A 25,421-nucleotide genomic window follows, 5' to 3' on the forward strand; every position below is an offset into this window, starting at 1 on the left:
AATTAAAATTGATCCAAAAATCTCATATCATTTTCAAATAATAATCTTATATCATCTATTTCATATTTCAGCATAGCAAGTCTTTCAACCCCCATACCAAAAGCAAATCCACTATAAACCTCTGGATCTATTCCACAGTTTCTAAGTACATTTGGATGAACCATACCTGAGCCTAATATTTCTATCCATCCTTCTTGCTTACACATTTGACATCCTTCGCCACCGCACTTAAAGCAAGTAACATCAACCTCTGCACTTGGCTCTGTAAATGGGAAGTTATGAGGTCTAAATTTAGTTTTAGTTTTGTCCCCAAATAGTTTTTGGACAAAATTGTCTAATGTTCCTTTAAGTTGTGCCATTGTAACGTCTTTTCCTACAACTAATCCCTCTATTTGATGGAACATTGGTGAGTGAGTTGCATCAGGAGAGTCGTATCTAAAACATCTTCCTGGAGATATTACCTTGATTGGTAACTCTTCATTTTTCATAGTTCTTACTTGAACTGGAGATGTTTGAGTTCTAAGTAATAATTCACTATTTACATAGAATGTATCACTCATATCTCTTGATGGATGGTCCTTAGGAGCATTTAGTGCATCAAAGTTATTTTCTATAGTCTCAACTTCTGGACCCTCTGCAACAGAGAACCCTAGTCCCATAAATATTTCTGTAACCTCATCTATTATTTGAGTTATGGGATGTTTTTTCCCTACTGTAAATACTTTTCCTGGCATAGTTACATCTATAATCTCGCTTGCTAACTTTCTTTCCTGTTCTAAAGCCTTTAATTCTTCTTTTTTATTGCTTATCCCTGTTTCCAGTGCCTCTCTTACCTCATTTGCCACCTTACCTATTATAGGTCTTTCCTCACTAGATAACTTCCCCATTTCTTTAAGTATAGAAGTTAATTCACCTTTTTTGCCTAGATATTTAACTCTCAAGTTTTCTATCTGTTCTATGCTTTGTGCATCTTTTATTTCACTTAAAGCTACTTCTTGTAAATTAAGTAATTTTTCTTGCACTACTAATCACCCTTTCACGTTTTATTAAAAAAATATAAAAAAAGCCCTTCATCCCTATCTAGGGACGAAAGACTATATTCGCGGTACCACCCTAGTAGTTTAATAAAAATATATTAAACCACCTCGTACAAACTTAACGCGTTTTGACGTTAAAGCCTACTGTAATTTCAGCTTTAATACTCCAGAGCGAACTTCTTTTGAATAATTAGAAAGTACTTACAGCCTAGGTACTTCTCTCTGAACTAAATTTGTCCAAAATACTTTTCTCCTTCATTGTATATTTACTATGAATTTTTAACATTATTTTTATAAAATGTCAAATAATTATAACATATAATGCCCTTATACTACAAGGCATTAAGTTAAATTATATGCTTTTTTATCTCATACATTAATATAGCTGAGCTTATTGCAGCATTTAGTGATTCTGCTTTTCCGTAAATAGGTATCTTTACTAGAATATCCGATTTAGATATTAATTCATCATTTATTCCATTAGCTTCATTCCCTATTACTAAAGCCACTTTATTGTTATAATCTACAGTATTGTAGAAGTTATCTGTGTCTAAATAGCTAGATACTATACTAAAACTATTAGCTTTAAGATTTTCTATCGCTTCTTCTTGTGTACACTGAATTATATTCATGTCAAATATTGAACCCATTGTCGATCTTATAACCTTTGGATTATATATATCTACACATCCCTTTAGCACTATTATAGCATCTACTCCAGCTGCATCTGCAGTTCTTATTATTGTACCCATGTTTCCTGGGTCTTGAATTCTATCCAGTACAAGAACAAATTTTTGACTACTGTCTATGCTTTGTTCTATATTTTTTTCCTTAAAGTTTATAACACCTATAATACCCTGGGTATTTTCAGTGTCTACCAATTCTTTAAAGTTTTTATTTGTTGTTTTATATACTTTTACTTCATTATTTTCCAACATTCTCAAAAGTTTTAAATGTTCATTTTTCATTTCAAAATCTTCATTTATAAATACATAATCAATATCTGCATTACACTCTAAAGCTAATGTAAGTATTCTATAACCTTCTATTATAAACTTAGACTCTTTCATTCTATTTTTAGATTTTAATAAGGATTTTGTGTATTTAATTTTCTCGTTATCCTTACTTGTTATCATTATACTCATTATTTTCTCCTACTTACATCTTTATTTTCTGATGTTATAGCACTTATACTAGTATTTTCTCCAATCACAACTAATATACTACCAGCTCTAAGTTCTTCTGTTGGAGAAGGTGTTACATCTATTGATTTTCCTGATTTTATTGCAAGTACAGTAATACCATATCTCGCTCTTAAATCTAAGTCTATCAATGTTTTGCCTGCCCATCTACTCGGTGTAACTACCTCCACTATAGAGTACTCAGGATCCAATTCTATATGATCTAATATATTATCAGATACCAAGTTGTGTGCAACCCTTACACCCATATCTCTCTCTGGGAATACTACTCTATCCGCGCCTATCTTGTACAGAACTTTGGCCTGTAGTTCATCTTTAGCCTTGCAAACTATTTGAGATACTCCCATTTCTTTGGCTATAAGAGTAGCCATTATAGAGGCTCTTATATCTGAACCAATCGCTATTATAGCTACATCAAAATTTCCTAGACCTAATGATCTAAGGGCCTGCTCATCAGTCACATCTACTATTGCTGCATGAGTTACCTTATATGATAAGCTTTGAATTATTTCCTCACTTTTATCTATAGCCATAACTTGATGACCTAAAAGGTGCATAGTTGTAGCTACAGAACCACCAAATCTTCCACACCCAATAACTATATACTGCTTCATAATATTTCTTCCTCTCTATACCTATTAATTCTTTTAATAAAATCTCAAAAATATTAGAAATCTATCCAAATATATTGTATATTACCCTACAATTATTCTACCCTCTGGATATCTAACTGGTTGATTTTTCTTAGTGCTTCTAGATAATAGCGCCATAAATATTGTTAAGGAACCTACTCTTCCCATAAACATGAACATCATTATTAAAATCTTGCCTATACCGCTTAATGTTGCGCTTCCTCCTATACTTAATCCTACAGTAGCAAAAGCAGATGCTACCTCAAATCCTGATTCTAGTAGGGTAAATTGAGGTTGAGTTAAAGATATAAGCAAAGTTCCTAAAACAGCAACTGATATTCCTATAAAAAATATACCCAATGCCTTTCTGGCAATAGTAGTCCCTATTCTTCTTTCAAAAACCTCTATATCAGGTCTTCCAAGTATAAAACATCTTACAGTAAGTATAATTGTAGCTAAGCTAGTTGTTTTTATACCTCCACCTGTGGATGCTGGTGAGGCCCCGATAAGCATCAGGTTAATCATTACAAACAATGTACTTTCTTTCATCATAGTCAAATCTATTGTATTAAATCCAGCTGTTCTTGTTGTAACTGATTGGAATAAAGATGCCAGTAACTTTCCTCCGAACCCTAATGATCCCAAGGTCTTTTTATTATTATACTCTACAACCAATATAAATACCATCCCGATAGCTATAAGGATAGCCGTCGTAAATAGTACCAACTTAGAATGTATATTTAATTTAGATAATTTTTTGTTTTTTATTATATCGAGTATAACTGGAAATCCTAATCCACCTAAAATTATCAACAATGATATTGTAATTGTTATCGTAAAATTGTTTACATAAGATGTTAGTGAAGAAAACGGTCCACTAACAGAACCCATTAAATCAAACCCCGCATTACAAAAAGCTGATATAGCATGAAATATACTATACCAAGAACCTTTCAAAAATCCAAATTGAGGTATAAATACAGTAGACAACATAAGTGCACCTGTACCTTCAATTAAAAATGTAGTCAATAAAACATACCTAGTAAGTTTTACCAAACCAGATAAATCCATTTGATTTAGAGATTCTTGAATCAAGAGTCTTTCTTTTAAATTTATCCTTTTCTTAGTTATGAGTGCAAATAATGTAGTTATAGTCATGAAACCCAACCCACCAATTTGTATCAACGTTATTATGACAATCTGCCCAAATAAACTCCAATATGTTGCTGTATCTGCAACTATCAATCCTGTAACACAAACCGCAGATGTGGATGTAAATAAGGCATCCAAAAGGCCTATACTTTCTCCGCTTCTTGTAGATATAGGTAAGTTTAATAAAAGAGCCCCGATTATAATCACACTAGCAAAACCTATCACCATAATTTGCGTTGACTGCATATTATTTACTACCTTGATAAGTTTTTTGGTTATTTTACCCAAATTAATACAGACCTCCTTCGGTGATTATAGCTGTAAATATTTGCTATTAAATTCTCTATCAGCAATAATCATTTATAATCATTTCTATATTATATCCCAAATTCTATATAAAAAACAATATTATACGCCTTATATATAATCTTTAACATCGATTTTACATTTAGTAAAATAGACTATATTTTCAGTAAAATTAACTGTACTTTTTCATAATCTTATATAGAGTATTATGCTATTATATCAATTTTTTAACCATATGTATTTATAAAGTAATAAGTATTTGTTTTATAATTTTCTATGCATTATAAAAAAAGCTATAGCCCTCGATAAGAACTATAACTTTTAAATCTCAATTATATTAAGCTAATTTTGCTTTAGCAGCTTCTACTAATTTAGCAAATCCTTCTGGATCATGTATAGCCATTTCAGATAACATCTTTCTGTTTACTTCAATTCCTGCTAATTTTAATCCATTCATTAATCTAGAATAAGATATTCCATTCATTCTAGCAGCTGCATTTATTCTTTGTATCCAAAGTTTTCTGAAGTCTCTCTTCTTTAACTTTCTACCTATATATGCATTGTTTAATGCCTTCATTACGAATGTATTTGCTGGTCTATATAATTTGCTTCTAGATCCTATGAATCCTTTTGCAAGTTTTAATACTTTTTTGTGCTTCTTACGAGCATTCATAGCTTTTTTTACTCTTGCCATCGGTATGACCTCCTTTGTTTTCCTCTATAATTATTTATCTATTTTTATCCGATTCTTAGTATGGTAGTAATTGTGCTATTCTCTTAGCATCGCCTTCACTAACCAATCCTGATTTTCTTAATTGCATTTTAGTCTTAGCAGATTTTTTAGTTAATATATGTCTTTTATATGCTTTAGATCTCTTTAACTTTCCACTTCCAGTTTTCTTTAATCTCTTTGCTGCTCCTCTATGAGTTTTCATTTTAGGCATGACAAATTCCTCCTCTCAGTTAATCATCTATTTTTTTGGATCTATTATTACAACCATATTATTACCCTCAAATGCAGGGGCTTTTGCTGGTTCTCCAAACTCTTTTACGATATCTAAAAACTTAAGCATTACTTCTTTTCCTATATCTTTATGTCCTAATTCTCTTCCTCTAAATCTAAGTTCAACTTTTACTTTATCTCCTTTTTTAAGGAACTTAATAGCATTGTTAGCTTTAGTATTTAAATCATTTTGTTCAATTCCTGGTCTAAGTCTTACTTCTTTTACTGTTATAATTTTTTGCTTTTTCTTAGATTCTTTCTCTTTTCTCGCCTGCTCATATTTATACTTTCCAAAGTCCATTATTTTACATACTGGCGGATTAGCGTTAGGCGATATTTGAACTAAATCTAAACTCTTGCTACTTGCCATTAATTGTGCTTCCTTAGTAGGCATTACTCCAAGCTGTTCTCCACTGTCGGAAATAACTCTAACTTCTTTATCTCTTATTTTTTCATTTATTACTAATTCTTTGCTAATAGTAGGACACCTCCAAAAATTTTTCAATAATTTTATACAATAAAAAGGCGAATGATACAATCATCCGCCATATAAGTTACCAAATTTAAATACGCTTATAAAAATAAGCTTAACTTATATTTACCTTACTAACTTTCGTCGTAAGGTGAGAAGCGGACTTCTTCTTTGTTTCTCAGTACTCTATATACTATATCACTACTAGTTTATTTTTGCAACCTAATTTTAATTTTTTTTAAAAATAATTTTAAATTTATAACTCAGGAAAATCTAGCCCTTCTGTGATATAACCTATCATGTAATTTAATAAAAACTAGCAATATTATAATTTTATTTCTAAAATTTATCATATTAGTAATTATTTATCTGTTTTATGGTTATACTTAAAAATGTTAGATATTTATTCATAGTACAAAGTCATTATTATTTGTGAAACATGTAGCCCCTTTAAGGATAACGCAGAATACTCTAAACAATAAATATTGAATTTTTGAATAATAAATATTAGCAAAATTGGAAAATATAAAGTAAAAGATTAATTTTATTATCCGAGGTGTATGACTATGAAAATGTTAGATAACTTATTTAAAAAATTAAATAAACCTGTCCCTGTATTTGCACAGACAAAACTTGAGAAAGATACTCCAAGCGATGACTCCCCTTGTTCAAAGCCTAAAACTACTTTTGACGATGTAGCTGGTCTTGAAGAAGTTAAGGAAGAATTGTTTGAAATAGTAGATTTCCTGAAATCTCCTGACAAATACAAAAAGATGGGTGCCAAAATTCCTAAAGGAGTTCTGTTTTATGGACCTCCTGGGACCGGTAAAACTCTTCTTGCATCAGCAGTTGCTGGAGAGAGTAATTCTTCATTTTTCAATGTAACGGGATCTGAGTTCGTTGAAAAATACGTTGGTGTAGGAGCCAAAAGAGTTAGAACCCTTTTTGAAAAAGCCAGAAAAGAAGCCCCTAGTATCATATTTATAGATGAAATAGATGCTATAGGTGCAAAAAGACATCTTGAAAGCAACAACGAAAAGGATCAAACTCTAAATCAACTTTTAGTTGAAATGGATGGTTTTAATAAAGACTCTAATGTAATAATCATAGGTGCTACAAATAGGCTTGATTTACTTGATGAAGCTTTATTAAGGCCAGGAAGATTTGATAGACATATCCGTATAGGTTCTCCCAATTACCACACTAGGTATGAAATACTTAAAGTACATACTAACAATAAACCTTTAGATAAGTCTGTTGATTTACAGCTTTTAGCGAAAAAAACTCATGGATTTAATGGTGCTTATTTATCAAATATAGCAAATGAAGCTGCTATATTCGCTGTTAGAAACAACAGTAATGTTATTACATCAGAGCATTTTGATAAAGCATTAGAGAGAGTTATAGCAGGACTGGAGTCTAAAAACTCTGTGTTGATAGAAAAAGAGAAAAATATCGTAGCCTATCATGAATCAGGTCATGCTATTGTTAGTAATATTCTAGGGGTTTGCCCTATACAAAAAATATCCATAGTTCCTAGAGGTGAAGCTTTAGGATATGTACTTCAGCTTCCTGATGAGGACAGATATATTTACACAAAAGAAGAACTTATTTCTAAAATAAAAGTACTTCTTGCTGGAAAGGCTGCTGAGGAACTTATTTTTAATCACAAATCTACTGGAGCTAAAGACGACCTTAAAAAGGTGACAGAAATAGCTAATCAAATGGTTTGTGAGTACGGTATGAGTAATTTAGGATTTATGACTATCGATGATAAATCAAAAACTATTCTTTCAGATAAAATCCAAAAAGAAGCAAATAGTATAGTGGAAAATTGCTACAAAGAAACACTATCTCTTTTAGAGGAAAACATCAATGACCTACATATAGTTTCTAAGCATCTTTTCACTAATGAAACTATGTCACACGAAGAACTAAAAGATCTTATAAGAAAAGAGGCTGCTAATTAAAAGCCTGTCTTTAATCTTAAAAAGGTGAACCTAAGATATTTTTATCTTAGGTTCACCTTCTTTTGTTAAGTTTTACTTATTAAGCTTGTATTACATTAACTCTTTCTTCTACTTCTTTTGATATAATATCTATAAATTCATTTAATTCAAGACTTCCTAACTCACCTTTGTCTCTTGATCTTACAGATACTTTATTTTCTCCAGCTTCTTTTTCACCAACAACTATCATGTATGGTATTTTTTGAAGTTGAGCTTCTCTTATCTTAAATCCTGTTTTTTCTGCTCTATCATCAATCTCAACTCTTATTCCTTTTTGGAATAACACTTTTTTAACTTCATTAGCATAATCATTGTATTTATCAGATATAGGAAGTATTCTTACTTGAGTTGGAGCCAACCAAACTGGGAATTTACCAGCATAATGCTCTATTAATATTCCTATAAATCTCTCTATACTTCCAAATGCAACCCTATGAATCATAACTGGTCTATGCTTTTCACCATCTTGACCTACATAAGTAATATCAAATCTTTGAGGAAGTTGCATATCTAATTGTATAGTTCCGCATTGCCATGTTCTTCCTATACAGTCTCTTAAGTGGAAGTCTATCTTAGGTCCGTAGAATGCACCGTCACCTTCATTTAATATATATGGAAGATTTAATTCTTCTAATGCTTCTCTTAGTCCATTTTCTGCTGCTTCCCAATCTTCATCTGACCCCATTGATTTTTCTGGTCTAGTCGATAATTCTAGATGATATTCAAATCCGAAAGTTTTATAAACTCTATCTATTAAGTCAACTACTCCCTTTATTTGGTCTTTGATTTGTTCTTGCAACATGAATATATGTGCATCATCTTGAGTAAATGCTCTAACTCTCATAAGTCCATGTAATGCTCCTGATAATTCATGTCTATGAACTCTACCCAGTTCAGCCGCCTTTATAGGGAATTCTTTATATGAATGTGGTTTAGAATTATAATAAATTAAAGACCCTGGACAGTTCATTGGTTTTATTGCAAATAATTCATCATCTATATTTACAGTATACATATTTTCTTTGTAATTGTACCAGTGACCTGAAGTTTCCCATAATTTTTGATTTAATATTATAGGTGTTTCTATCTCAACATATCCATCTTCTCTGTGTATTTCTCTCCAGAATTTTAATAATTCATTTTTTAATTCCATTCCTTTTGGTAAGAATAATGGGAACCCTGGGCCTTCCTCTGGTATAAAGAATAAATCTAATTCCTTACCTAATTTTCTATGGTCTCTTTTTTTAGCTTCTTCTAACATGTGTAGGTACTCTTCTAAATCCTTGTTCTTTTCAAAAGTTATACCGTATATTCTTTGAAGCATTTTATTTTTTTCATCTCCACGCCAGTAAGCACCTGCTACGCTTAATAACTTAACCGCCTTAACCTTTTTAGTTGAAGGAAGGTGTGGCCCTCTACATAAATCTGTGAAGTCCCCTTGCTTATAAAAAGATATTATTTCTCCTTCTGGTAATTCTTCTATAAGTTCTACTTTGTATATTTCATCATTTTCTTTAGCCCAAGCTAAAGCTTCTTCTCTTGGCAATTCGTATCTTTCAACAGGTAAGTCTTCTTTAGCTATCTTCTTCATTTCTTTTTCTAATTTTTCTAAATCTTCACTTGTTAATCTATGCTCTAAATCTATATCATAGTAAAATCCATTGTCTACAGTTGGCCCTATAGCAAATTTAGCCTCCGGGTACAGTCTCTTTATAGCCTGAGCCAATATGTGAGCTGATGTATGTCTAAATACATCCTTACCTTCTGCATCATCAAATTTAAATAAATTTAACTCACAGTCTTCTTTTACTATATGATTTAAACCTACTACTTTACCATCTATTGATGCTGCAACTACTGCTCTAGCCAAACCTTCACTGATAGATTTCGCTATATCAAGAACAGAAATTTCTTCATCAAATTCTCTTACTGATCCATCTTTTAAAGTAACTTTTATCATGATTTTTCCTCCTAAGTATAATATATTTTTTATTCCCTTAAAATTAAAAACTCGCCCCAAATAAAAATATTTGGGACGAGTATTAATTCGTGGTTCCACCCAAGTTGGTGTATAAAATATCACCCTCTTGAAGACTATACGGTAGTCAACCGAACACTTTCACATAGTATGCTACTAAGTTCTGCTCAAAGGTAGTTTTCAAATAGTCCTATTTAAATGGGCTCTCAGCCTAAGACCCATAATCTCTTATAAACGGCTGCTAATCTACTCTTCCTTTTTCATAGCAATTTAATATAATTTATGTTTATATAATAATTTATTACCATTATACCAGACAATTATACATCAATCAATAATATTATTTACTATATAAATATAGTAATTAATCCTTGAATTATACCTATTCCAAATCCTAGTATTAATCCAAATATCTCTATTTGCTTTAGCTCATTTTTTGAAATCTTAATTATTATTTCTTCTAGTTTGTATAAGTCAAGTTCATTGATTTTTTCTTCTATAATTTGTTGTATATTTATACGGTCACTAGCCTTTTCAACCATTTTTTCAGATAATTCATCTATACTCTTTCTTACTTCTTCCTCTATTATATCTCCCATATAACCATCAATTATATTTTTTATTGCACTAGGTATAAATGGTACCTTCTCGCCTATTATGATCTTCATTCTTGCTTTTATATATGTAACAATGTTTTCTTTATCTTCTTCTGTTATTACATTTTCTAGTATCTCATCTATAGATATTAATTCTTCTTCAATTACCTCACCTATATTTTTGGCTATATCTTTTTTTCTCTTTGGTATAAGTCCTAATATCTCTATATTTAAAATAGGTATCTTTACTGGTACTATAGGTCTAAATATTAACTTTATCGCAACTACGTTAGTTATGTATCCAATAGCCCCTCCAATAATAGCCAAAATTAATATTCTTATTACGTTGTCCATCTCAGTATCTCCTTATATCTTCTCTCAATTATTTTAATTATAATGTATTTTCACTATAACTAATTATAAGGCTTAAATACTAATTTAAAAAGGACTTTTTTATAATAAATTAATTTGGCAAGATAATTTTTACCCTATCACCAAATATAGACTTAATTGTTTCTATTATTTCTTTAGAGCAATTGTCATTTAGTAAATTAACTATTTCTATTTTTTTGGGACATAGGGTTAGTAGCGTGCTTATTAAAAAATCTTCATAATTTAAATTTTCTTTTATAACCATATTTATGATATCTTCATCGTCTATATTTTCTATTTTATTGCCATCTTTATCATACAAAATAAACGAATTATCATCTAATATATGCACTCTTAACAACTCTATTTTTTCTTGTTGTATATCGACAAAATATTTTAATACTTTTATAAATTCCTCATGGTCTTTTTCCATCAAGTACTCTTCCAGAGCTATGTCACCTATAGTTGATATATACCCCATAAACTCTTTCATTCTAAACTTGACAAATCCATCTACATTTATATAATTGTTGTTCAATATGTAATTGTATACTCTATTCACTATAGTATCTCTTATAAAAACTTCCTTTTGCTCAAATATTTTTAAGGAGTAAATATAGATGTTATCTTTATCGTCTTTATATGCATTTCCATACTGCTTTAAAATATATTCTTTTAATAGTTTGTCCTTCATTATATTTATTATTAAATCTGTTATATCCTTTGATATTTCATCTATACTTAGTAATTTAGCTCCATCTTCATCTTTATTGATTACCTTGGTCCCTAAGCACTCATTTTGATCTGCATTTATCATTACTTCTATCATATCATCATTACATACCAATTTTTTGTTGAATTTATTATTATTTAAAAACTTCATTGCAGGAATTTTGTACTGCGGTAATAAACCTACACAAATATCTTTTTTCGTCAATTTTATCGCTCCTTTCTAGTCATAAGAGGAACTATGGAACCTAAATCCAATAACTTCTCACTGCTAAGTATAACTATCTCTTTCCCTCTACTCTGTATAAATCCTTTTATTTTTTCATAATCTGGATGGTTCTTTATATCGCCATAAAAGGCTATTTGATTTTTTGAAATCATTCCTGTACAACCACCTATAAATCCATAGCTCATATCAAATAATTCTATATGTCCCTCTTCTATTAAAAGACATTCAATGTCAGTATCTTTTACGCTATTAAAAATACCTACATCAGATGTTATTATAGAATTATCATCAACTATACATATAGAACACTTAGAGTAACCTTGTTGTACATTTATTTTATTTAGATTGTTTTTATCTATGTAACTCAGTATACTTTCATCCGTATATTTAAAGTTATGTATTGCATGTTTGCCCAATATAGCTACATTGTACTGTATATTATATGGATACTTATTCTGTATAGCGCTCCTACCCTTTATTACATTAAAATTGTACGGACTCAGTATTTTTTTATATTCACTATATACATTCGGTGCAACAACAATATCTCCCTTCCCTAAATTACATACACATATATCCGGATGATATCTTATGCTTTTATATACTTCATCACACGCTATAGTCTTTATTATTTCAATATTCCTTTTTTTTAATTCATTTTCTGCTTGGTAAGTAATTCTTCTGTCCACTAATGCTAATGCAAGATCATCTGTTAATATAAATGGTTCTTCTGTGAAATTCACTTCTGCACCTCCCCCAAAAAAATTATGGCCACTAAATATTAATATTATCAAAACTCAAAAATTTTATTCTACTATAATTATAAATTCCCTATACTTTATATTATTAACATATATCCAACTATTAGTATTATTATTTTATATATTCTCACTAAATTTTTATGTATTAATTTTTAACTCAGTTAAATTCAAGAATACTCTAGTTATTTTATATGTCACTCATCCTTATTTTTACTTGATAATTCTCTATACATTTTAATCCCCCACATATTTTTTATTATAATATTATATGCGTTCCTCTATATAAGGTTCTAAACAAAAAGGGTATGAATTTTAGTAAATCCATACCCTTTTTACTTTATTTATTTTATTTTAATCTAATTGTATTTAGGTCTTATATACTAACTTTAAATACAAATTTATCTTTCACCTTTTTTGTAAGTATTTCCAAGAGCCGCTGGAGCTTTAGAACTTTTTACAAACAGTACAAGTACTATTAATGTTACTATATATGGAATCATAGATAGTAGGTTTTCATTTATAGAAAATGGTAACTGTGGATTTCCAAAGTATACCGATAATGACGTAGAAAAACCGAATAATAAACAAGCTACCATAGCCCATTGAGGTCTCCACTTACCAAATATTACAGCTGCCATTGCTATATATCCTTGTCCAGATATAAGAGTAGGTCTGAATGATGATACAACTGCTAAACTTAAAGATGCTCCACCAAAACCAGCTAGTAGTCCTGATATAATAACAGCTGCATATCTTATTTTTGAAACATTAACACCTAATGTGTCTGCTGCACCTGGATGCTCTCCTACCGCTCTTACTCTAAGACCAAATTTAGTTTTGTATAGTACATACCATACTATAGCCACCAATATAAATGCTATATACACTGTGGCATAAGTATTAAATATAGTATCAAGTATTCCTCCACCTTCAAATACACCAGCTAATGGTCTTGGAATCTTATTTTCCATAGATATTGTAGGAGTCATAGTTGCCCCATCAAATATTATTTTTGAGGCAAATAACGCCACCCCAGGTGCTAATAAGTTTAGTGCAACACCTGATATAGTATGATCTGCATTAAAGCTTACCGTTGCAATCGCATGTATCAAAGCAAATAATGCTCCTGCTAATCCTCCTATTAAAAATGAAAGCCAAGGATTTCCTAACATATATCCTGCTGTTGCCCCCGCAAACGCACCCATAGTCATCATACCTTCTATTCCTATGTTAACTATTCCTGAGTTTTCTGAAAATACTCCTCCTAGCGCTGCGAATATAAGGGGAGTAGAATACATCAATGTTGTACTAAGTATTAACGCTAAATCTTCCATTATTCATTCCCCCCTTTAGCTCTTTTTTGCTGCATTTTTGTATATACAATTCTTAAAACACTGCTTAGTGCTATAAAATAAACTATCGAACCTATAACTATATTTATTACTTCAGATGGAGCTCCCATGGCTTGCATTTTAGTTCCGCCGTATTTAAATGCTCCAAATAATAATCCTGAGAATACTACACCAATAGGGTTACTATTTGCTATTAAGGCTACAGCTATCCCGTCAAATCCATACCCTTCTTGTGCTGCTAGTATAGTTATATTATGAGATACACCCATTACTTGTATTGCACCAGCAATCCCTGCAAGTAATCCAGCTATTGCCATAGATTGAAGTATAGATCTTTTAACATTTATTCCGCCATATTCCGCTGCATCTTTATTGTGTCCTACTCCTCTTAATTCAAATCCTAGAGTTGTTTTAACTAATATAAAAGCAATTATAAGAACAAGTATTATAGATATAATTATACCCCAGTTTACCTTAGTTGCTGGACCTACTAGTCCCTTCATCCAGTCAATACCTATACTTGCTGATTCATGTATATCAAGGGAAGCTTCACTATTTGGTTTAGCTAACCATGTAGTCTTTACCATAAAGTTGCTTAAATAGAATGCTATCCAGTTAAGCATTATAGTAGCTATTACCTCATTTATTCCAAATTTAGATTTAAGCCATCCTGCAAATCCACCCCATATTGCTCCTCCTAATGCTGCCATTATAAGAGTTAATGGTACATGTATTATTGCTGGTAAATCCAATCCTGCTCCAACCATAGTTGCAACAAGAGCACCTATTATAAATTGTCCCTCTGCACCTATATTAAATAGTCCCGTCTTAAATGCAAAGGCAATTGAAAGACCCGTTAGTATTAATGGTGTAGACATTATAATAGTCCACGCTATAAACTTAGGCTTGCCAAATATACCCTTTAACATCGCTCCATAAGCTTCAAAAGGACTAAATCCTGCCATAGTTAGTGCTATCGCTCCAACTACTAGTCCTAATATTATTGATATAACTGAAAATAATATAGTGCTGCCAGCTGAGGATTTTTTCTTTGATTTTTCTATTTTATTGCTCATCCTTTTTACCTCCTGCCATCATGAAACCTAATGTATTTTCATCTGCATCCTTAGCATCAACTATTCCTACTATTTCACCTTCATATATAACAGCTATTCTATCAGATACATTCATAACTTCATCTAGTTCTAAAGATACTAATAAAACTGCATTTCCTTCATCTCTTTGTTTTATCAATGCTTTGTGTACAAATTCAATTGCCCCAACATCTAGACCTCTTGTCGGTTGTGTTGCAATTAATACCTGAGGTTCGTTTTCTCTATTTTTTGATGTTTCTATATTGTCAACTTCTCTACCTATTATAATCTTTTGTTGATTACCACCAGATAGAGCTCTTGCTTGAACTGTATAATCAGTAGGTCTTATATCAAATCTTTCAACTATAGTTTTTGCATGTTCAGATATTGCATCATGATTTAATATTCCATTTTTAGAGAATTTCTCATTTTTATAATTTTGTAATATCATATTTTCCGAAACACTAAAGTCTAGTACTAGACCCCTTTTTTGTCTATCTTCTGGAATATTTTTTATCCCAGTTTTGAATATTTCTATAGGTGTTTTGTTTATAACTTCCTTACCATTTACCTTTATACTTCCTGACTCAGCTTTTCTAAGGCCCGTTAAAACTTCTACTAGTTCAGATTGACCGTTTCCATCAATACCTGCAACTCCTAATATTTCTCCTGCCCTAACTTCTAATGATAAATTGTTTATAACATCTATCTTTCTATTGTCTTTAGCTAATAAATTTTGTATTTCTAAAACGGTTTCTTTAGGTGATGCCTCAGCTTTATCTACCTTAAAGCTTACTTCTCTACCTACCATCATAGCCGCTAGATCGTCCTCGCTAGTCTCGCAAACTTTAACTGTATCTATATATTTACCTCTTCTTATTATCGTACAATTATCAGCCACCGCTTTTATTTCTTTTAGTTTATGAGTTATTATAATTACTGATTTTCCTTCTTTTGTTAAATTTCTTATAATTTGTATAAGTTCTTGAATTTCCTGTGGTGTAAGAACCGCCGTAGGCTCATCAAGTATTAATATCTCCGCACCTCTATATAAAGCCTTTAATATTTCTACTCTTTGTTGCATCCCAACAGTTATATCTTCAACCTTAGACATAGGGTCTACATATAATCCGTATCTATCCGACAATTCTTTTACATCATCAATAGCTTTTTTCATATCTATAGTTCCCCCAACCTTCGTAGGTTCTATTCCAAGAACTATGTTTTGAGCTACTGTAAATGGTTGAACAAGCATAAAGTGCTGATGCACCATTCCTATTCCCTTTGATATAGCTATATTAGGATTGTCTACTTTTACTAATTCATTATTTATATATATTTCTCCATCAGTTGGATGATATAATCCATATAATATATTCATAAGCGTAGACTTTCCTGCCCCATTTTCACCTAAAAGGGCATGTACTTCACCTTTATGTACAGTTAAGTCTATATTTTCATTAGCAACAAAATCTCCGAACTTCTTAGTTATTTTTTTCATCTCTACAACTTTTTTGCTGTAATCGATGTTACTATTATTCATTGATCTTCATCACCCTCCTCATTTATATTTATTCAGTATTTCTATTATACTAAAATATACTCAATATAACAATTTTTTTCGACATTTTCGTTTTTCACCTTATTATACCAAATTATTTAGGCAATTATAATTATAAATTTAGTTTTCTAAATAGAACAATAACTTTTTTATTTATCAAATATTATTATTTCCAAAACAAATAGAAATATCGATTATATTATAAAAGGCATAGAGTTTAATAGACCTATAAAAAGGATTAATCTCTATGCCCATACTTATTTATATATATAAATATCTATTTGCTAATTTCATTAAATTCTTTTTCACTTCCAGGTACTTTTATTTCACCCTTTACAATCTTTTCTTTTGTAGCATTTACTTCATCTAATATTTTAGAATCTACTAATTTATCAGTTGTAGAAGCTATTCCTACACCATCGTCTTTTAGACCATATACTACAGTATCTCCTGCTTTAAATTTACCATTGATTACTTCTTCAGTTATTGAATATATTGCATTGTCTACTCTTTTCATTGAAGAAGTGATAACATTTTTTGGAGCTAAATTACTTTGGTCTCTATCCACACCTATTGCATATTTATTACTTTCCTTAGCTGCTTCTATAGCTCCTGTTCCTACATCTCCTGCAGCTGTGAATATTACATCTACTCCATTTTTGTGCATTTGATTAGCTATTGCTTTACCTTTTGCTGAATCTGTAAATGAATCTGCATATTGAGCCATTACCTGTATATCCTTATTTACAGATTGAACGCCAGCCTTGTATCCATATTCAAATCTACTTATAACGTCTCCTTTTTTTCCACCTATAAACCCTACTTTGTTGGATTTCGTCATTTTACCTGCTACAACCCCAACAAGGTAAGCGGCCTCTTGATCGTTGAATAGTATAGATTTTACATTTTTAGGTTGTTCTTTTCCATAAGAATAATCTACTATTGCAAAATTTTGTTTTGGATAATTCTCAGCAGATTCCTTTATTGCATTAGCTAAGTTATATCCTACTCCTACAATCAAATCATTTCCTTCATCATATAGTGTTTCTATGTTAGCTATATAATCTGCATCTTGTTTTGACTCTAAGTATTTAACTTGTACTTTATCTTTGCCATATTTATCTTGGATTTTCTTTAGACCTTCCCAAGCTGATTGATTAAAAGATTGGTCATTTACGCCACCTGTATCAGTTACCATAGCTATTTTTATTTTTTTATCTTTATTGGATGTTGGTGCCTCATTTTCTTTATTCTTATTAGCACACCCAGCAATCATAGATGTAGCCATTGCAAAAATCATAGCAACTGTAATGATTTTTTTAAATCCTAGTTTTGATCTCATAATCATAATCCTCCTCTAATTTAATTTATGTATATATATAATATTTCTCAATTAATTAATTTTTATCCATTAAAATTAATCGTTTTTTAATCTATTTATATTATTTATTAAATAGGGAGTATTATTTTATTTATAATGCTATGAAACTATACCTATGCATAAGTAAAAAACCTCCATTTGGAAGTTTTAAACTTAAATCAAATGGAGGTTTTTATCTATTTTTCTGGTACAGCAATCTCTTCATCTTTTACTTTTTCTAGTATTGACTTTATACTTTCTAATACATCTGGTGGTATATTTTTATCACTACTTGAAGATATTCCAACAGCGTTCATATCTAATGTGTTCTCTATGACTTGTCCACCTTTAAATTCTCCAGTTACCAAAGAATTTACCAAATTGTATATTGGTATATCTACATTTTTAATTGTTGAACTCAAAACTCTATCAGCATCTAATGAACTTTGATCACCATTAAACCCTATGGCTTTTTTACCAGTTTCCTTAGCTACTTCTATAGCTCCTTTTCCATCGTCCTCTGTTGCTGAAAATATTACATCTACACCGTCATTTTCAATCATATCTCTTGCTGCATCTTTAGCAGACTCTGGATTTGAAAATACATCTACATATTTAGTAACAACTGGTCTAGCATTTTCTCCTGCCTCTAAAACACCGGCTTTAAATCCAGCCTCATTTTTCAATCTTACTTCGCCCTCTAATCCACCGATAAAACCTACAGTACCTGTTTCTGTCATTTTTTGTGCTATAAATCCAGCTAAATAAGCTGAAATATTATCATCAAATACAATAGAAGTTACATTTGATGGTTGTTCTTCATATTTATAGTCTACAATAGCGAATTGTTGCTTTGGATACTTTGAAGCAAAAGATTTTATATCATTGGCAAACCTACTCCCAACACCTATTATAAGTTGTGGTTTTTCTTCACACAAAGACTCTAGCTCTTTAGAGATTTCATCTGATTTTTTTACATCTAATGTTTGTACATCTACATCCAATTCATTTTTAGCCTTATTTAATCCTGATAAAGCCCCTTTATTAATAAAGGTATTATTACCTTCTTCACTATCTGTAATCATTGCAACCTTTATATTTGAAGAACTATCTTTTTCTTTTGTCGATTCATTTTTTTCATTGCTTTTGCCTGTACTACATCCAACTAATGTCAATGTAGTCATAACTGTAACTAGGCCTAAAACCAATATCTTGTTTAGTTTCATATATTATCTCCTTTTTTAAATTATTGTAGGTTATATAATCTTATTACCTGGTCTTTTTTATAATACATCATTTTTGCCATTTTTTCTACACAGAACGCAATTCTTAATGTATTTTAAAAAAGGGCTATTAAGCCCTTTTAATTATTTTCTTAAACACATAATCCCCGTTACTCCCGGACCTCCATGAGTACCTATACATGCTCCTATTTGGAAAAATACTATTTCCTTAGGATTTAATTGTTCTTTAGCTGCTTTAGCTAACTGTTCTTTTTCTTTGAAATCATCACTATAGCCTACGTATACAACTTGATCAGATAAATCTTCTCCACAATTTGCCTTTAGTAGTTCTATTATTTTTGATACAACATTTTTCTTTCCTCTTACTTGAGATATCTGAGAAACTAATCCATCTTTTATTTCAAGTATCGGTTTTATATTTAATATACTACCTATAGCCGCCTTTGTAGAAGATATCCTTCCGCCTTTTTGTAAATATTCTAGCGTATCAACCGAAAATAATACGAATACATCTTCTTTCATTTTATCTAAAACAGCTATTATTTCATCTATAGTTTTTCCTTCTCTTGAAAGCTCTGCTGCTTTTATGACCATCATACCTATCCCAAAACAAAGCATATTAGAGTCATATACATATATTTCTCCGTCTATATCATTTTTTGCCATAACAGCACTTTGGTATGTCCCAGTTGCAACTGCAGAACCTGCTATGTAAAGTATTTTTTTTCCCTGATTTGTATACTTTTCAAATATATCCTTAAATTGAGTATAAGTAGCTTGAGATGTTTTCGGGTATACTTTTCCCTCTCTAAGTATTCTATAAAACTCATCATTGGATATATCTACACCGTCCCTGTACTCTTTTCCTTCTAATATAACAGTTAGTGGCACTATATCTAAATCATATTTATCAATAAAACTCTGTGGTATATCTGACAAACTATCGCATATTATTTTTAAGTCATCCATTTGTTAATACGCCCCTCCTTAAATCTTATTTATATTCACTAAGATTATCTCATATTAGGATACCCTAATTGTCTTAATGCTTCATAAACAACTATGGCAACTGAATTGGATAGATTTAAAGATCTAGCCTTCTCTATATCTATCATAGGTATTCTTATACACGTTTCTAAATTTTTTTCTATTAATTCCTTTGGTAATCCTTTGGTTTCTTTTCCAAACACTATAAAAGAGTTATCCTCAAATTCCACATCTGAATGTGATTGATTAACTTTAGTTGTAGAATAAAAAAACTTACTATCTGGATATTTTTCTTTTACCTCTTCGAAACTATCATAATATTGTATATTAGCTATATCCCAATAGTCAAGCCCGCATCTCTTCAAGTGCTTATCATCTAAAGAAAATCCTAACGGCCTAACTAAGTGCAAAGTCGCTCCTGTAGCTGCACAAGTTCTTATTATATTACCTGTATTTTGAGGTATCTCTGGTTCTACTAAAACTACATTTAAAGACATAATATCCTCCTTAGTCCTGCTCTTACCTATATGTACTTATATATTATATTGTATGATTTCTTTTAACCATTTTTGAATATACCTATAATTATAACAGAAATTCATTACACTACAAAACGTTCTTTATTAAACTTCATAATAAATTCATATAAGGCTGTAGGAAAACTTTTTCTATGCTAATAATATTAATATATTAATTCTATTTTTTACTTTCTTTTCCTTCTTGGTAATAATTACAATCATTTTTTATAGGACATTGATCACACTCTGGTTTTCTAGCTTTACACATTCTTCTTCCATGAAAAATCAAAAGATGATGAGAATGTGACCATCTCTCCTTAGGTATAACTTCCATAAGGGCAAACTCAGTTTTTTCAGGCGTCTTAGTGTCAACTATACCGATTCTATTTGAAACTCTAAATACATGAGTATCTACAGCTATAAATGGCTGTTTATAGGCATTGCTAAGAACTACACCTGCAGTCTTCCTACCTACCCCTGGAAGCTCTATAAGTTCTTCTAGTTTATCTGGAACTTCACCATTATAAAGAGTGCTCAATTTTTCTGATGTTTCTCTTATTTTTTTTGCCTTGCTTCTATAAAGTCCACAAGTTTTTATTTCCTCTCCAATTTCTTCTTCTGTTAACCTTGCAAATTGATGAGCTGTATTATATTTTTTAAACAACTCTGCTGTTACCTTATTTACCCTAACATCAGTACATTGTGCTGACAATATTGTAGCTATTAAAAGTTCGAATGGAGTTGTATAGTTTAACTCACATTTTGCATCTGGGTAAAGTTTTTCTAAACTATCAAGTATTTCATTTATTTTTTTCATTAGAATCTCCTCAAATTTTATTTTTTACATAAAAAGCTACCTCAAATTTTCCTTTAAGATGCTGATTAATTTCTGACTTTGAGATAGCTTTTGGTTAAGTTAGCAAATCTTTATTTATTTTTTGTATTTTGAATTTCACTAAAACTAAATAACTTGTATTCAGCTAATTTCTTAACCTCATCAAAAGGTTTATCAGTTAGAATCTCAATTGCTTCCTCTACTCTTTCTATCTCATAGATTTTAAATTTTCCAGCCTCAATAGCTTCATTTACTTCATCATTTAAAACCAAGTTTCTTTTATTATTTTTTGGTATTATAACTCCGTAATCATTTTCCAAGCCTCTTTTATTGCATAGAGAGTAAAATCCCTCTACTTTTTCATTAATTCCACCTACTACTTGTATATCTCCTTTTTGATTTATAGACCCTGTTACTGCTATGTTTTGTTTTAAAGGGACCTCGCTAAGTGATGATATTAGTGCGTACAACTCTGCTCCAGAAGCACTATCTCCATCAACACCACCATAATTTTGTTCAAAACATATATACGCATTTAAGGATAGAGGAAACTTCTGAGCAAAGTTTTCTGCCAAGTATCCACCTAATATCATAACTCCTTTGCTGTGTATGGAACCACTCATATCTACTTCTCTCTCTATATTAACTATCCCTTTATTTCCATGACTTGTAGTCACAGTTATCCTAGATGGCTTACCAAACGAATACTCTCCTACATTTAAAACTGATAATCCATTTATAACTCCTACTTTGCTTCCTTCTGTCTCTATAAGAGTAAAACCTTTTTTTATCGATTCCTCCATTTTATCTTCTATCTTGCTCAATCTTTTTCTTCTCTGTGATATAGCCTTCTTTACATCTTCCCTGTCTACATACTTATTATCCCTAAGTTTACTATAGGCATCAGCCTCTATTAATATTTCCATTATCTTGTTAAACTCAGTAGATAATTTATACTTATCGCCAGCCAATCTGGTGCTATATTTAACTATTTCTTGAACTGCATCATAAGTGAAATGTTTAAGGTTATTTTTGTCACACTGATATGACACAAATTGGGCTACTCCATATTCATTTTCTTCTGTTTTATCCATTATGTTATCAAAATCCACAAATATTTTAAAGTACTTAGCAAATTCATTATCATATTTATATAGCAAATTATAAATATAATTACTTCCTATAAGTACAACTTTAAAATCAACTGCCATATGTTCTGGTTTTATACAAGTTTGAGTCTCTACACTTATTTTTTTAGATTTAATAACTCTTTTTAGCATATCCCATGATGTTGCGTATCTCAATATTTGATCCATGTATATTACTAAGCAGCCACCATTTGCTTTATGGACAGACCCTGGCATTATTTTTGTAAAGTCAGTTTTTATGCTTCCGTTATAGTAATCATACTCAGCTTTGCCAAACAAGTTTGATGGTGTAGGGTTAGTTTCTACAACAACAGGTGCTTTATCTTTATATTCTTCAGCACCATTATCCACAAACAAGTTTACCCTATATCTAATAAAGTGTTCTTTATCATACTTTTCCTTTAATTCATCTTCTTCCATATAAAACAGATAAATATACTCCAATATATCTATCTCTATTTTTTTTAAATACTCTATAACTTTTGGATAGTCTTTATACTTTTCAGTCAGTATTTCTATATGTGGCTCTAGAACTAATTTAGCTATCTCGTCTTCTAGCCTTATAACTTCTTTTTTTGCAGCTTCTTCTAAATCCTTAATCTTATAGATTAATTGAATAGCCATACTTTCTAACTCTCTCTTTGACTTATAGAATTCTATTTCTGATGGTTCACTTTCCTCTTGTTCCTCATCCATCGGTACGAACACTATCCCAACTTTGCTGCTTTTTAACTTGAAGCCCTTTTCTTCCCCATATTTTTTTATTCTTTTTAATAGTTCTTCTTTCTCAATTTCATAATCTTCAATAAGCTGATTTTTGGCTAACTCAAAATCTTCACTTTCAAATGCATCCTTTATCTCATCCAAAAGATTTTCTATTAATTTTTCTATATCATTTTTAAATTCTCTTCCCAATCCTCTTTTCAGCCCTATTATTATGGGCTCTCTCTGATCTACAAAATTATATACATAGCACCAGTCCTTATGTGTATTTTTATTTTTTGCATTTTTACCTAAAGTTTCTAGTACATATGTGCCTTTCCCTGTACCAGCATCTCCAGCTACATATATATTGTAGGCTGGATTATCTATACTCAACCCTATTTCCATAGCTTCCACTGCTCTTTGCTGACCTAGCGTCTTTTTTAGCGGCTCTATCTCAGATGTATTATTGTACTTCAACATAATATACGCCCCCTATCTACTATATCTCAACTTCATAGTAATTCTATTTCGGAAATAACAACACATATTAAAGTATATGAAACGGGGTCGTTTTATTTTACTTTTACTCAAACTCTTTTGATATTATTTCTAAATTTCTTTTTATTATATTTTTACCTCTCCAGCTAAATGCCCTATCCTTATACCTTCTTTTAAACTCTTTATTTGATATATTATTTATTTCTTCATGATCTATGACTTTTATTAAGTCTTCTTTAAATTCATCTATGTCAGTTGTTTTTATACCTATATTATGAGGACAAACTTCTTGACATATATCACACCCAAATACTTTTTTATTTTTATTTAATTTTTTCTCCTCATCTTTTGATAAATCTCCCTTTTTCTGCGATATATATGATAAGCATTTTCTAGGATCCATATTATAATTTCCCAAAAGAGCATTTCCCGGACAATATTTTACACATTTTCCACACTTTAGACAGGTTTTGTCTGTAGGTTTATCCAAAACAAATTCATAATTATTTATAATATATCCTATAAAAACATATGAACCATATTGATCTGTTATTATGTTGTTATTTATCCCAAAATATCCTATCCCCGATAAATATGCCATATATCTATCCACTAGTGGCCCATTGTCTGAAAATATCTTGTAGTTAAAGCCCTCTACTTCTTTATCTATATAGTCACATATTTGTTGAAGCTTATCTTTCACCACGATATGATAGTCCTTGCCATAGCAATATTTAGATATATTTGAATTTCCACACTCTCCTATATAATATGGAAATGCTATTACAATTACTGAATTGGCATCTTCAAGTGTGAGTTTTGGATTTATTCTTTTCTCCAATGCCTCTTCTTCCATTCCAGTAATATAGTTTTTTTCTATTCTATCAATTAATTTTTTTTCTAAATCGTAGTATGGACCTACTCCAGCTATGCCCATACATTTAAGTCCTATTGAGTTGCAAAACTCTCTTAATTTTAATTTATCCATAAAATTTCCTTCCATTAATGATATATTATGATTATAATAACTAGAGTGAAAGATGGTGATAATTTGATTAAAATTGTAATACCAGGTAGACCTATTAGTAAATCTAACTTTAAGCTTCATAATGTCCACGGTCAAGCATGGATGCCTTCAAAAGGCAAACATTCTAAATACTTAGCATATGAAAATATGGTTGCTGGTCACATAAATAGACAGTACCAGGGTGAAGCTATAGAGGAAAATTTAATAACTATTTTAAAGTTATACTTCCCAGATAAACGAATAGGTGATCTGCACAATTATCCTAAAAGTATCTGTGATGGTATAGAAAAAAGCGGAATTATAAAAAATGACAAACAGCTTAAACCTGTTTTGTTATTTGATTTTATAGATAAAGAAAATCCCCGTGTAGAAATAGAACTTTATCCTATATCAGAATACGATATTAAATACGACGTTTTCAAAAAGGGCTGTTGAATATTCAACCAGCCCTTTTTAATGTACTTATATACTCTATCCAAGTTTTTCAACTACATTTTTTAACATTTTTCTTATTGGTAATTCATATGGGCATCTAGTTTCACACAGGCCACAGTCTTCACATTCACTAGGTTTTGCTGCATTTGCATCATATCTTTCCCCACCCAATTTATATG

The 25,421-nt window shown here is 30.7% G+C and carries 24 protein-coding genes and 2 other annotated features; of the genes, 2 read left to right on the forward strand and 22 right to left on the reverse strand.

Annotated features, from left to right (window positions below; translation table 11 throughout):
• Positions 1 to 2 precede the first annotated feature (2 nt).
• The 7 genes from pheS to infC form a co-directional block, all read right to left on the reverse strand.
• Positions 3 to 1,022, reverse strand: coding sequence for a phenylalanine--tRNA ligase subunit alpha (pheS, locus tag BUB34_RS00555; RefSeq protein ID WP_073123206.1), 1,020 nt, complete (start codon positions 1,020 to 1,022; stop codon positions 3 to 5).
• Between the two features lie 57 nt (positions 1,023 to 1,079).
• Positions 1,080 to 1,305: a binding site (T-box leader), on the reverse strand.
• A 79-nt stretch (positions 1,306 to 1,384) separates the two neighbouring features.
• Positions 1,385 to 2,182 carry a TrmH family RNA methyltransferase gene (locus BUB34_RS00560; RefSeq protein WP_084120052.1) on the reverse strand — a complete coding sequence of 266 codons (798 nt, stop codon included), beginning with the start codon at positions 2,180 to 2,182 and terminating at the stop codon, positions 1,385 to 1,387.
• Positions 2,182 to 2,853 carry a potassium channel family protein gene (locus BUB34_RS00565; RefSeq protein WP_073123208.1) on the reverse strand — a complete coding sequence of 224 codons (672 nt, stop codon included), beginning with the start codon at positions 2,851 to 2,853 and terminating at the stop codon, positions 2,182 to 2,184. The genes BUB34_RS00560 and BUB34_RS00565 overlap by 1 nt, the downstream gene beginning before the upstream one ends.
• Positions 2,854 to 2,934: 81 nt before the next feature.
• On the reverse strand, positions 2,935 to 4,311 hold the full coding sequence (locus tag BUB34_RS00570; protein WP_242948783.1) for a TrkH family potassium uptake protein: 1,377 nt from the start codon (positions 4,309 to 4,311) through the stop codon (positions 2,935 to 2,937).
• A 355-nt stretch (positions 4,312 to 4,666) separates the two neighbouring features.
• Entirely contained in the window at positions 4,667 to 5,023 is a 357-nt protein-coding gene (rplT, locus tag BUB34_RS00575) for a 50S ribosomal protein L20 (protein ID WP_073123210.1), read from the reverse strand.
• A gap of 55 nt (positions 5,024 to 5,078) precedes the next feature.
• Positions 5,079 to 5,273, reverse strand: coding sequence for a 50S ribosomal protein L35 (gene rpmI / locus BUB34_RS00580; RefSeq protein ID WP_073123212.1), 195 nt, complete (start codon positions 5,271 to 5,273; stop codon positions 5,079 to 5,081).
• A gap of 27 nt (positions 5,274 to 5,300) precedes the next feature.
• Positions 5,301 to 5,837: a translation initiation factor IF-3 gene (gene infC / locus BUB34_RS00585; RefSeq protein WP_242948784.1), complete on the reverse strand. Its 537-nt coding sequence runs from the start codon at positions 5,835 to 5,837 to the stop codon at positions 5,301 to 5,303.
• Positions 5,838 to 6,370: 533 nt separating this feature from the next.
• On the opposite strand from infC, the gene ftsH reads away from it, so the two are divergent.
• Positions 6,371 to 7,774 carry an ATP-dependent zinc metalloprotease FtsH gene (gene ftsH, locus BUB34_RS00590; protein ID WP_073123213.1) on the forward strand — a complete coding sequence of 468 codons (1,404 nt, stop codon included), beginning with the start codon at positions 6,371 to 6,373 and terminating at the stop codon, positions 7,772 to 7,774.
• Positions 7,775 to 7,853: 79 nt separating this feature from the next.
• Here the strand turns inward: ftsH and thrS are convergent, their stop codons facing one another.
• The 14 genes from thrS to queG form a co-directional block, all read right to left on the reverse strand.
• On the reverse strand, positions 7,854 to 9,773 hold the full coding sequence (gene thrS / locus BUB34_RS00595; RefSeq protein WP_073123215.1) for a threonine--tRNA ligase: 1,920 nt from the start codon (positions 9,771 to 9,773) through the stop codon (positions 7,854 to 7,856).
• Between the two features lie 68 nt (positions 9,774 to 9,841).
• Positions 9,842 to 10,064, reverse strand: a binding site (T-box leader).
• A 74-nt stretch (positions 10,065 to 10,138) separates the two neighbouring features.
• Positions 10,139 to 10,741, reverse strand: coding sequence for a DUF445 domain-containing protein (locus BUB34_RS00600; protein ID WP_073123217.1), 603 nt, complete (start codon positions 10,739 to 10,741; stop codon positions 10,139 to 10,141).
• Positions 10,742 to 10,850: 109 nt separating this feature from the next.
• Positions 10,851 to 11,696, reverse strand: coding sequence for a putative sporulation protein YtxC (locus BUB34_RS00605; RefSeq protein ID WP_242948785.1), 846 nt, complete (start codon positions 11,694 to 11,696; stop codon positions 10,851 to 10,853).
• Between the two features lie 2 nt (positions 11,697 to 11,698).
• Positions 11,699 to 12,460 (reverse strand): DUF6873 family GME fold protein, encoded by a 762-nt coding sequence (locus BUB34_RS00610; protein WP_073123219.1) that lies wholly within the window; start codon positions 12,458 to 12,460, stop codon positions 11,699 to 11,701.
• A 416-nt stretch (positions 12,461 to 12,876) separates the two neighbouring features.
• Entirely contained in the window at positions 12,877 to 13,812 is a 936-nt protein-coding gene (locus BUB34_RS00615; RefSeq protein WP_073123221.1) for an ABC transporter permease, read from the reverse strand.
• On the reverse strand, positions 13,812 to 14,906 hold the full coding sequence (locus BUB34_RS00620; protein ID WP_073123223.1) for an ABC transporter permease: 1,095 nt from the start codon (positions 14,904 to 14,906) through the stop codon (positions 13,812 to 13,814). Before BUB34_RS00620 ends, BUB34_RS00615 begins: the two co-directional genes overlap by 1 nt.
• Positions 14,896 to 16,467 carry an ABC transporter ATP-binding protein gene (locus tag BUB34_RS00625; RefSeq protein ID WP_073123225.1) on the reverse strand — a complete coding sequence of 524 codons (1,572 nt, stop codon included), beginning with the start codon at positions 16,465 to 16,467 and terminating at the stop codon, positions 14,896 to 14,898. The genes BUB34_RS00620 and BUB34_RS00625 overlap by 11 nt, the downstream gene beginning before the upstream one ends.
• Positions 16,468 to 16,762: 295 nt before the next feature.
• Positions 16,763 to 17,827, reverse strand: coding sequence for a BMP family lipoprotein (locus BUB34_RS00630; RefSeq protein ID WP_073123227.1), 1,065 nt, complete (start codon positions 17,825 to 17,827; stop codon positions 16,763 to 16,765).
• Between the two features lie 215 nt (positions 17,828 to 18,042).
• The gene (locus BUB34_RS00635; protein ID WP_073123228.1) at positions 18,043 to 19,071 is read right to left on the reverse strand and encodes a BMP family ABC transporter substrate-binding protein; all 1,029 of its coding nucleotides are present in this window, start codon (positions 19,069 to 19,071) and stop codon (positions 18,043 to 18,045) included.
• Between the two features lie 141 nt (positions 19,072 to 19,212).
• Positions 19,213 to 20,058 (reverse strand): DegV family protein, encoded by an 846-nt coding sequence (locus tag BUB34_RS00640; protein WP_073123230.1) that lies wholly within the window; start codon positions 20,056 to 20,058, stop codon positions 19,213 to 19,215.
• A 44-nt stretch (positions 20,059 to 20,102) separates the two neighbouring features.
• Positions 20,103 to 20,573 (reverse strand): tRNA (uridine(34)/cytosine(34)/5-carboxymethylaminomethyluridine(34)-2'-O)-methyltransferase TrmL, encoded by a 471-nt coding sequence (gene trmL, locus BUB34_RS00645; protein ID WP_073123232.1) that lies wholly within the window; start codon positions 20,571 to 20,573, stop codon positions 20,103 to 20,105.
• A 199-nt stretch (positions 20,574 to 20,772) separates the two neighbouring features.
• On the reverse strand, positions 20,773 to 21,411 hold the full coding sequence (gene nth, locus BUB34_RS00650; RefSeq protein ID WP_073123234.1) for an endonuclease III: 639 nt from the start codon (positions 21,409 to 21,411) through the stop codon (positions 20,773 to 20,775).
• A 110-nt stretch (positions 21,412 to 21,521) separates the two neighbouring features.
• Positions 21,522 to 23,762, reverse strand: coding sequence for a Lon protease family protein (locus BUB34_RS00655; RefSeq protein WP_242948786.1), 2,241 nt, complete (start codon positions 23,760 to 23,762; stop codon positions 21,522 to 21,524).
• A gap of 103 nt (positions 23,763 to 23,865) precedes the next feature.
• A complete protein-coding gene (gene queG / locus BUB34_RS00660) occupies positions 23,866 to 24,768 on the reverse strand; it encodes a tRNA epoxyqueuosine(34) reductase QueG (protein WP_073123235.1) in 903 nt (300 codons plus the stop codon).
• A gap of 63 nt (positions 24,769 to 24,831) precedes the next feature.
• Between queG and BUB34_RS00665 the strand changes: the two genes are divergently transcribed.
• On the forward strand, positions 24,832 to 25,242 hold the full coding sequence (locus BUB34_RS00665) for a RusA family crossover junction endodeoxyribonuclease (RefSeq protein ID WP_073123237.1): 411 nt from the start codon (positions 24,832 to 24,834) through the stop codon (positions 25,240 to 25,242).
• A gap of 36 nt (positions 25,243 to 25,278) precedes the next feature.
• Here BUB34_RS00665 and BUB34_RS13000 read toward each other — a convergent pair whose 3' ends face one another.
• Complete coding sequence (locus BUB34_RS13000; protein ID WP_242948787.1) at positions 25,279 to 25,413, reverse strand: 4Fe-4S dicluster domain-containing protein; 135 nt, start codon at positions 25,411 to 25,413, stop codon at positions 25,279 to 25,281.
• Positions 25,414 to 25,421: the final 8 nt, after the last annotated feature.

The organism is Asaccharospora irregularis DSM 2635 (assembly GCF_900129815.1).
Taxonomy (GTDB): domain Bacteria; phylum Bacillota; class Clostridia; order Peptostreptococcales; family Peptostreptococcaceae; genus Asaccharospora; species Asaccharospora irregularis.

What these genes read in the sequence shown, in the direction of transcription:
- BUB34_RS00560 (WP_084120052.1), bottom strand. Translation starts at nt 2,182, where the DNA reads ATGAGTATAATGATAACAAGTAAGGATAACGAGAAAATTAAATACACA.
- BUB34_RS00565 (WP_073123208.1), bottom strand. Translation starts at nt 2,853, where the DNA reads ATGAAGCAGTATATAGTTATTGGGTGTGGAAGATTTGGTGGTTCTGTA.
- rplT (WP_073123210.1), bottom strand. Translation starts at nt 5,023, where the DNA reads ATGGCAAGAGTAAAAAAAGCTATGAATGCTCGTAAGAAGCACAAAAAA.
- rpmI (WP_073123212.1), bottom strand. Translation starts at nt 5,273, where the DNA reads ATGCCTAAAATGAAAACTCATAGAGGAGCAGCAAAGAGATTAAAGAAA.
- ftsH (WP_073123213.1), top strand. Translation starts at nt 6,371, where the DNA reads ATGAAAATGTTAGATAACTTATTTAAAAAATTAAATAAACCTGTCCCT.
- thrS (WP_073123215.1), bottom strand. Translation starts at nt 9,773, where the DNA reads ATGATAAAAGTTACTTTAAAAGATGGATCAGTAAGAGAATTTGATGAA.
- BUB34_RS00600 (WP_073123217.1), bottom strand. Translation starts at nt 10,741, where the DNA reads ATGGACAACGTAATAAGAATATTAATTTTGGCTATTATTGGAGGGGCT.
- BUB34_RS00615 (WP_073123221.1), bottom strand. Translation starts at nt 13,812, where the DNA reads ATGGAAGATTTAGCGTTAATACTTAGTACAACATTGATGTATTCTACT.
- BUB34_RS00620 (WP_073123223.1), bottom strand. Translation starts at nt 14,906, where the DNA reads ATGAGCAATAAAATAGAAAAATCAAAGAAAAAATCCTCAGCTGGCAGC.
- BUB34_RS00625 (WP_073123225.1), bottom strand. Translation starts at nt 16,467, where the DNA reads ATGAATAATAGTAACATCGATTACAGCAAAAAAGTTGTAGAGATGAAA.
- BUB34_RS00630 (WP_073123227.1), bottom strand. Translation starts at nt 17,827, where the DNA reads ATGAGATCAAAACTAGGATTTAAAAAAATCATTACAGTTGCTATGATT.
- BUB34_RS00635 (WP_073123228.1), bottom strand. Translation starts at nt 19,071, where the DNA reads ATGAAACTAAACAAGATATTGGTTTTAGGCCTAGTTACAGTTATGACT.
- BUB34_RS00640 (WP_073123230.1), bottom strand. Translation starts at nt 20,058, where the DNA reads ATGGATGACTTAAAAATAATATGCGATAGTTTGTCAGATATACCACAG.
- trmL (WP_073123232.1), bottom strand. Translation starts at nt 20,573, where the DNA reads ATGTCTTTAAATGTAGTTTTAGTAGAACCAGAGATACCTCAAAATACA.
- nth (WP_073123234.1), bottom strand. Translation starts at nt 21,411, where the DNA reads ATGAAAAAAATAAATGAAATACTTGATAGTTTAGAAAAACTTTACCCA.
- BUB34_RS00655 (WP_242948786.1), bottom strand. Translation starts at nt 23,762, where the DNA reads ATGTTGAAGTACAATAATACATCTGAGATAGAGCCGCTAAAAAAGACG.
- queG (WP_073123235.1), bottom strand. Translation starts at nt 24,768, where the DNA reads ATGGATAAATTAAAATTAAGAGAGTTTTGCAACTCAATAGGACTTAAA.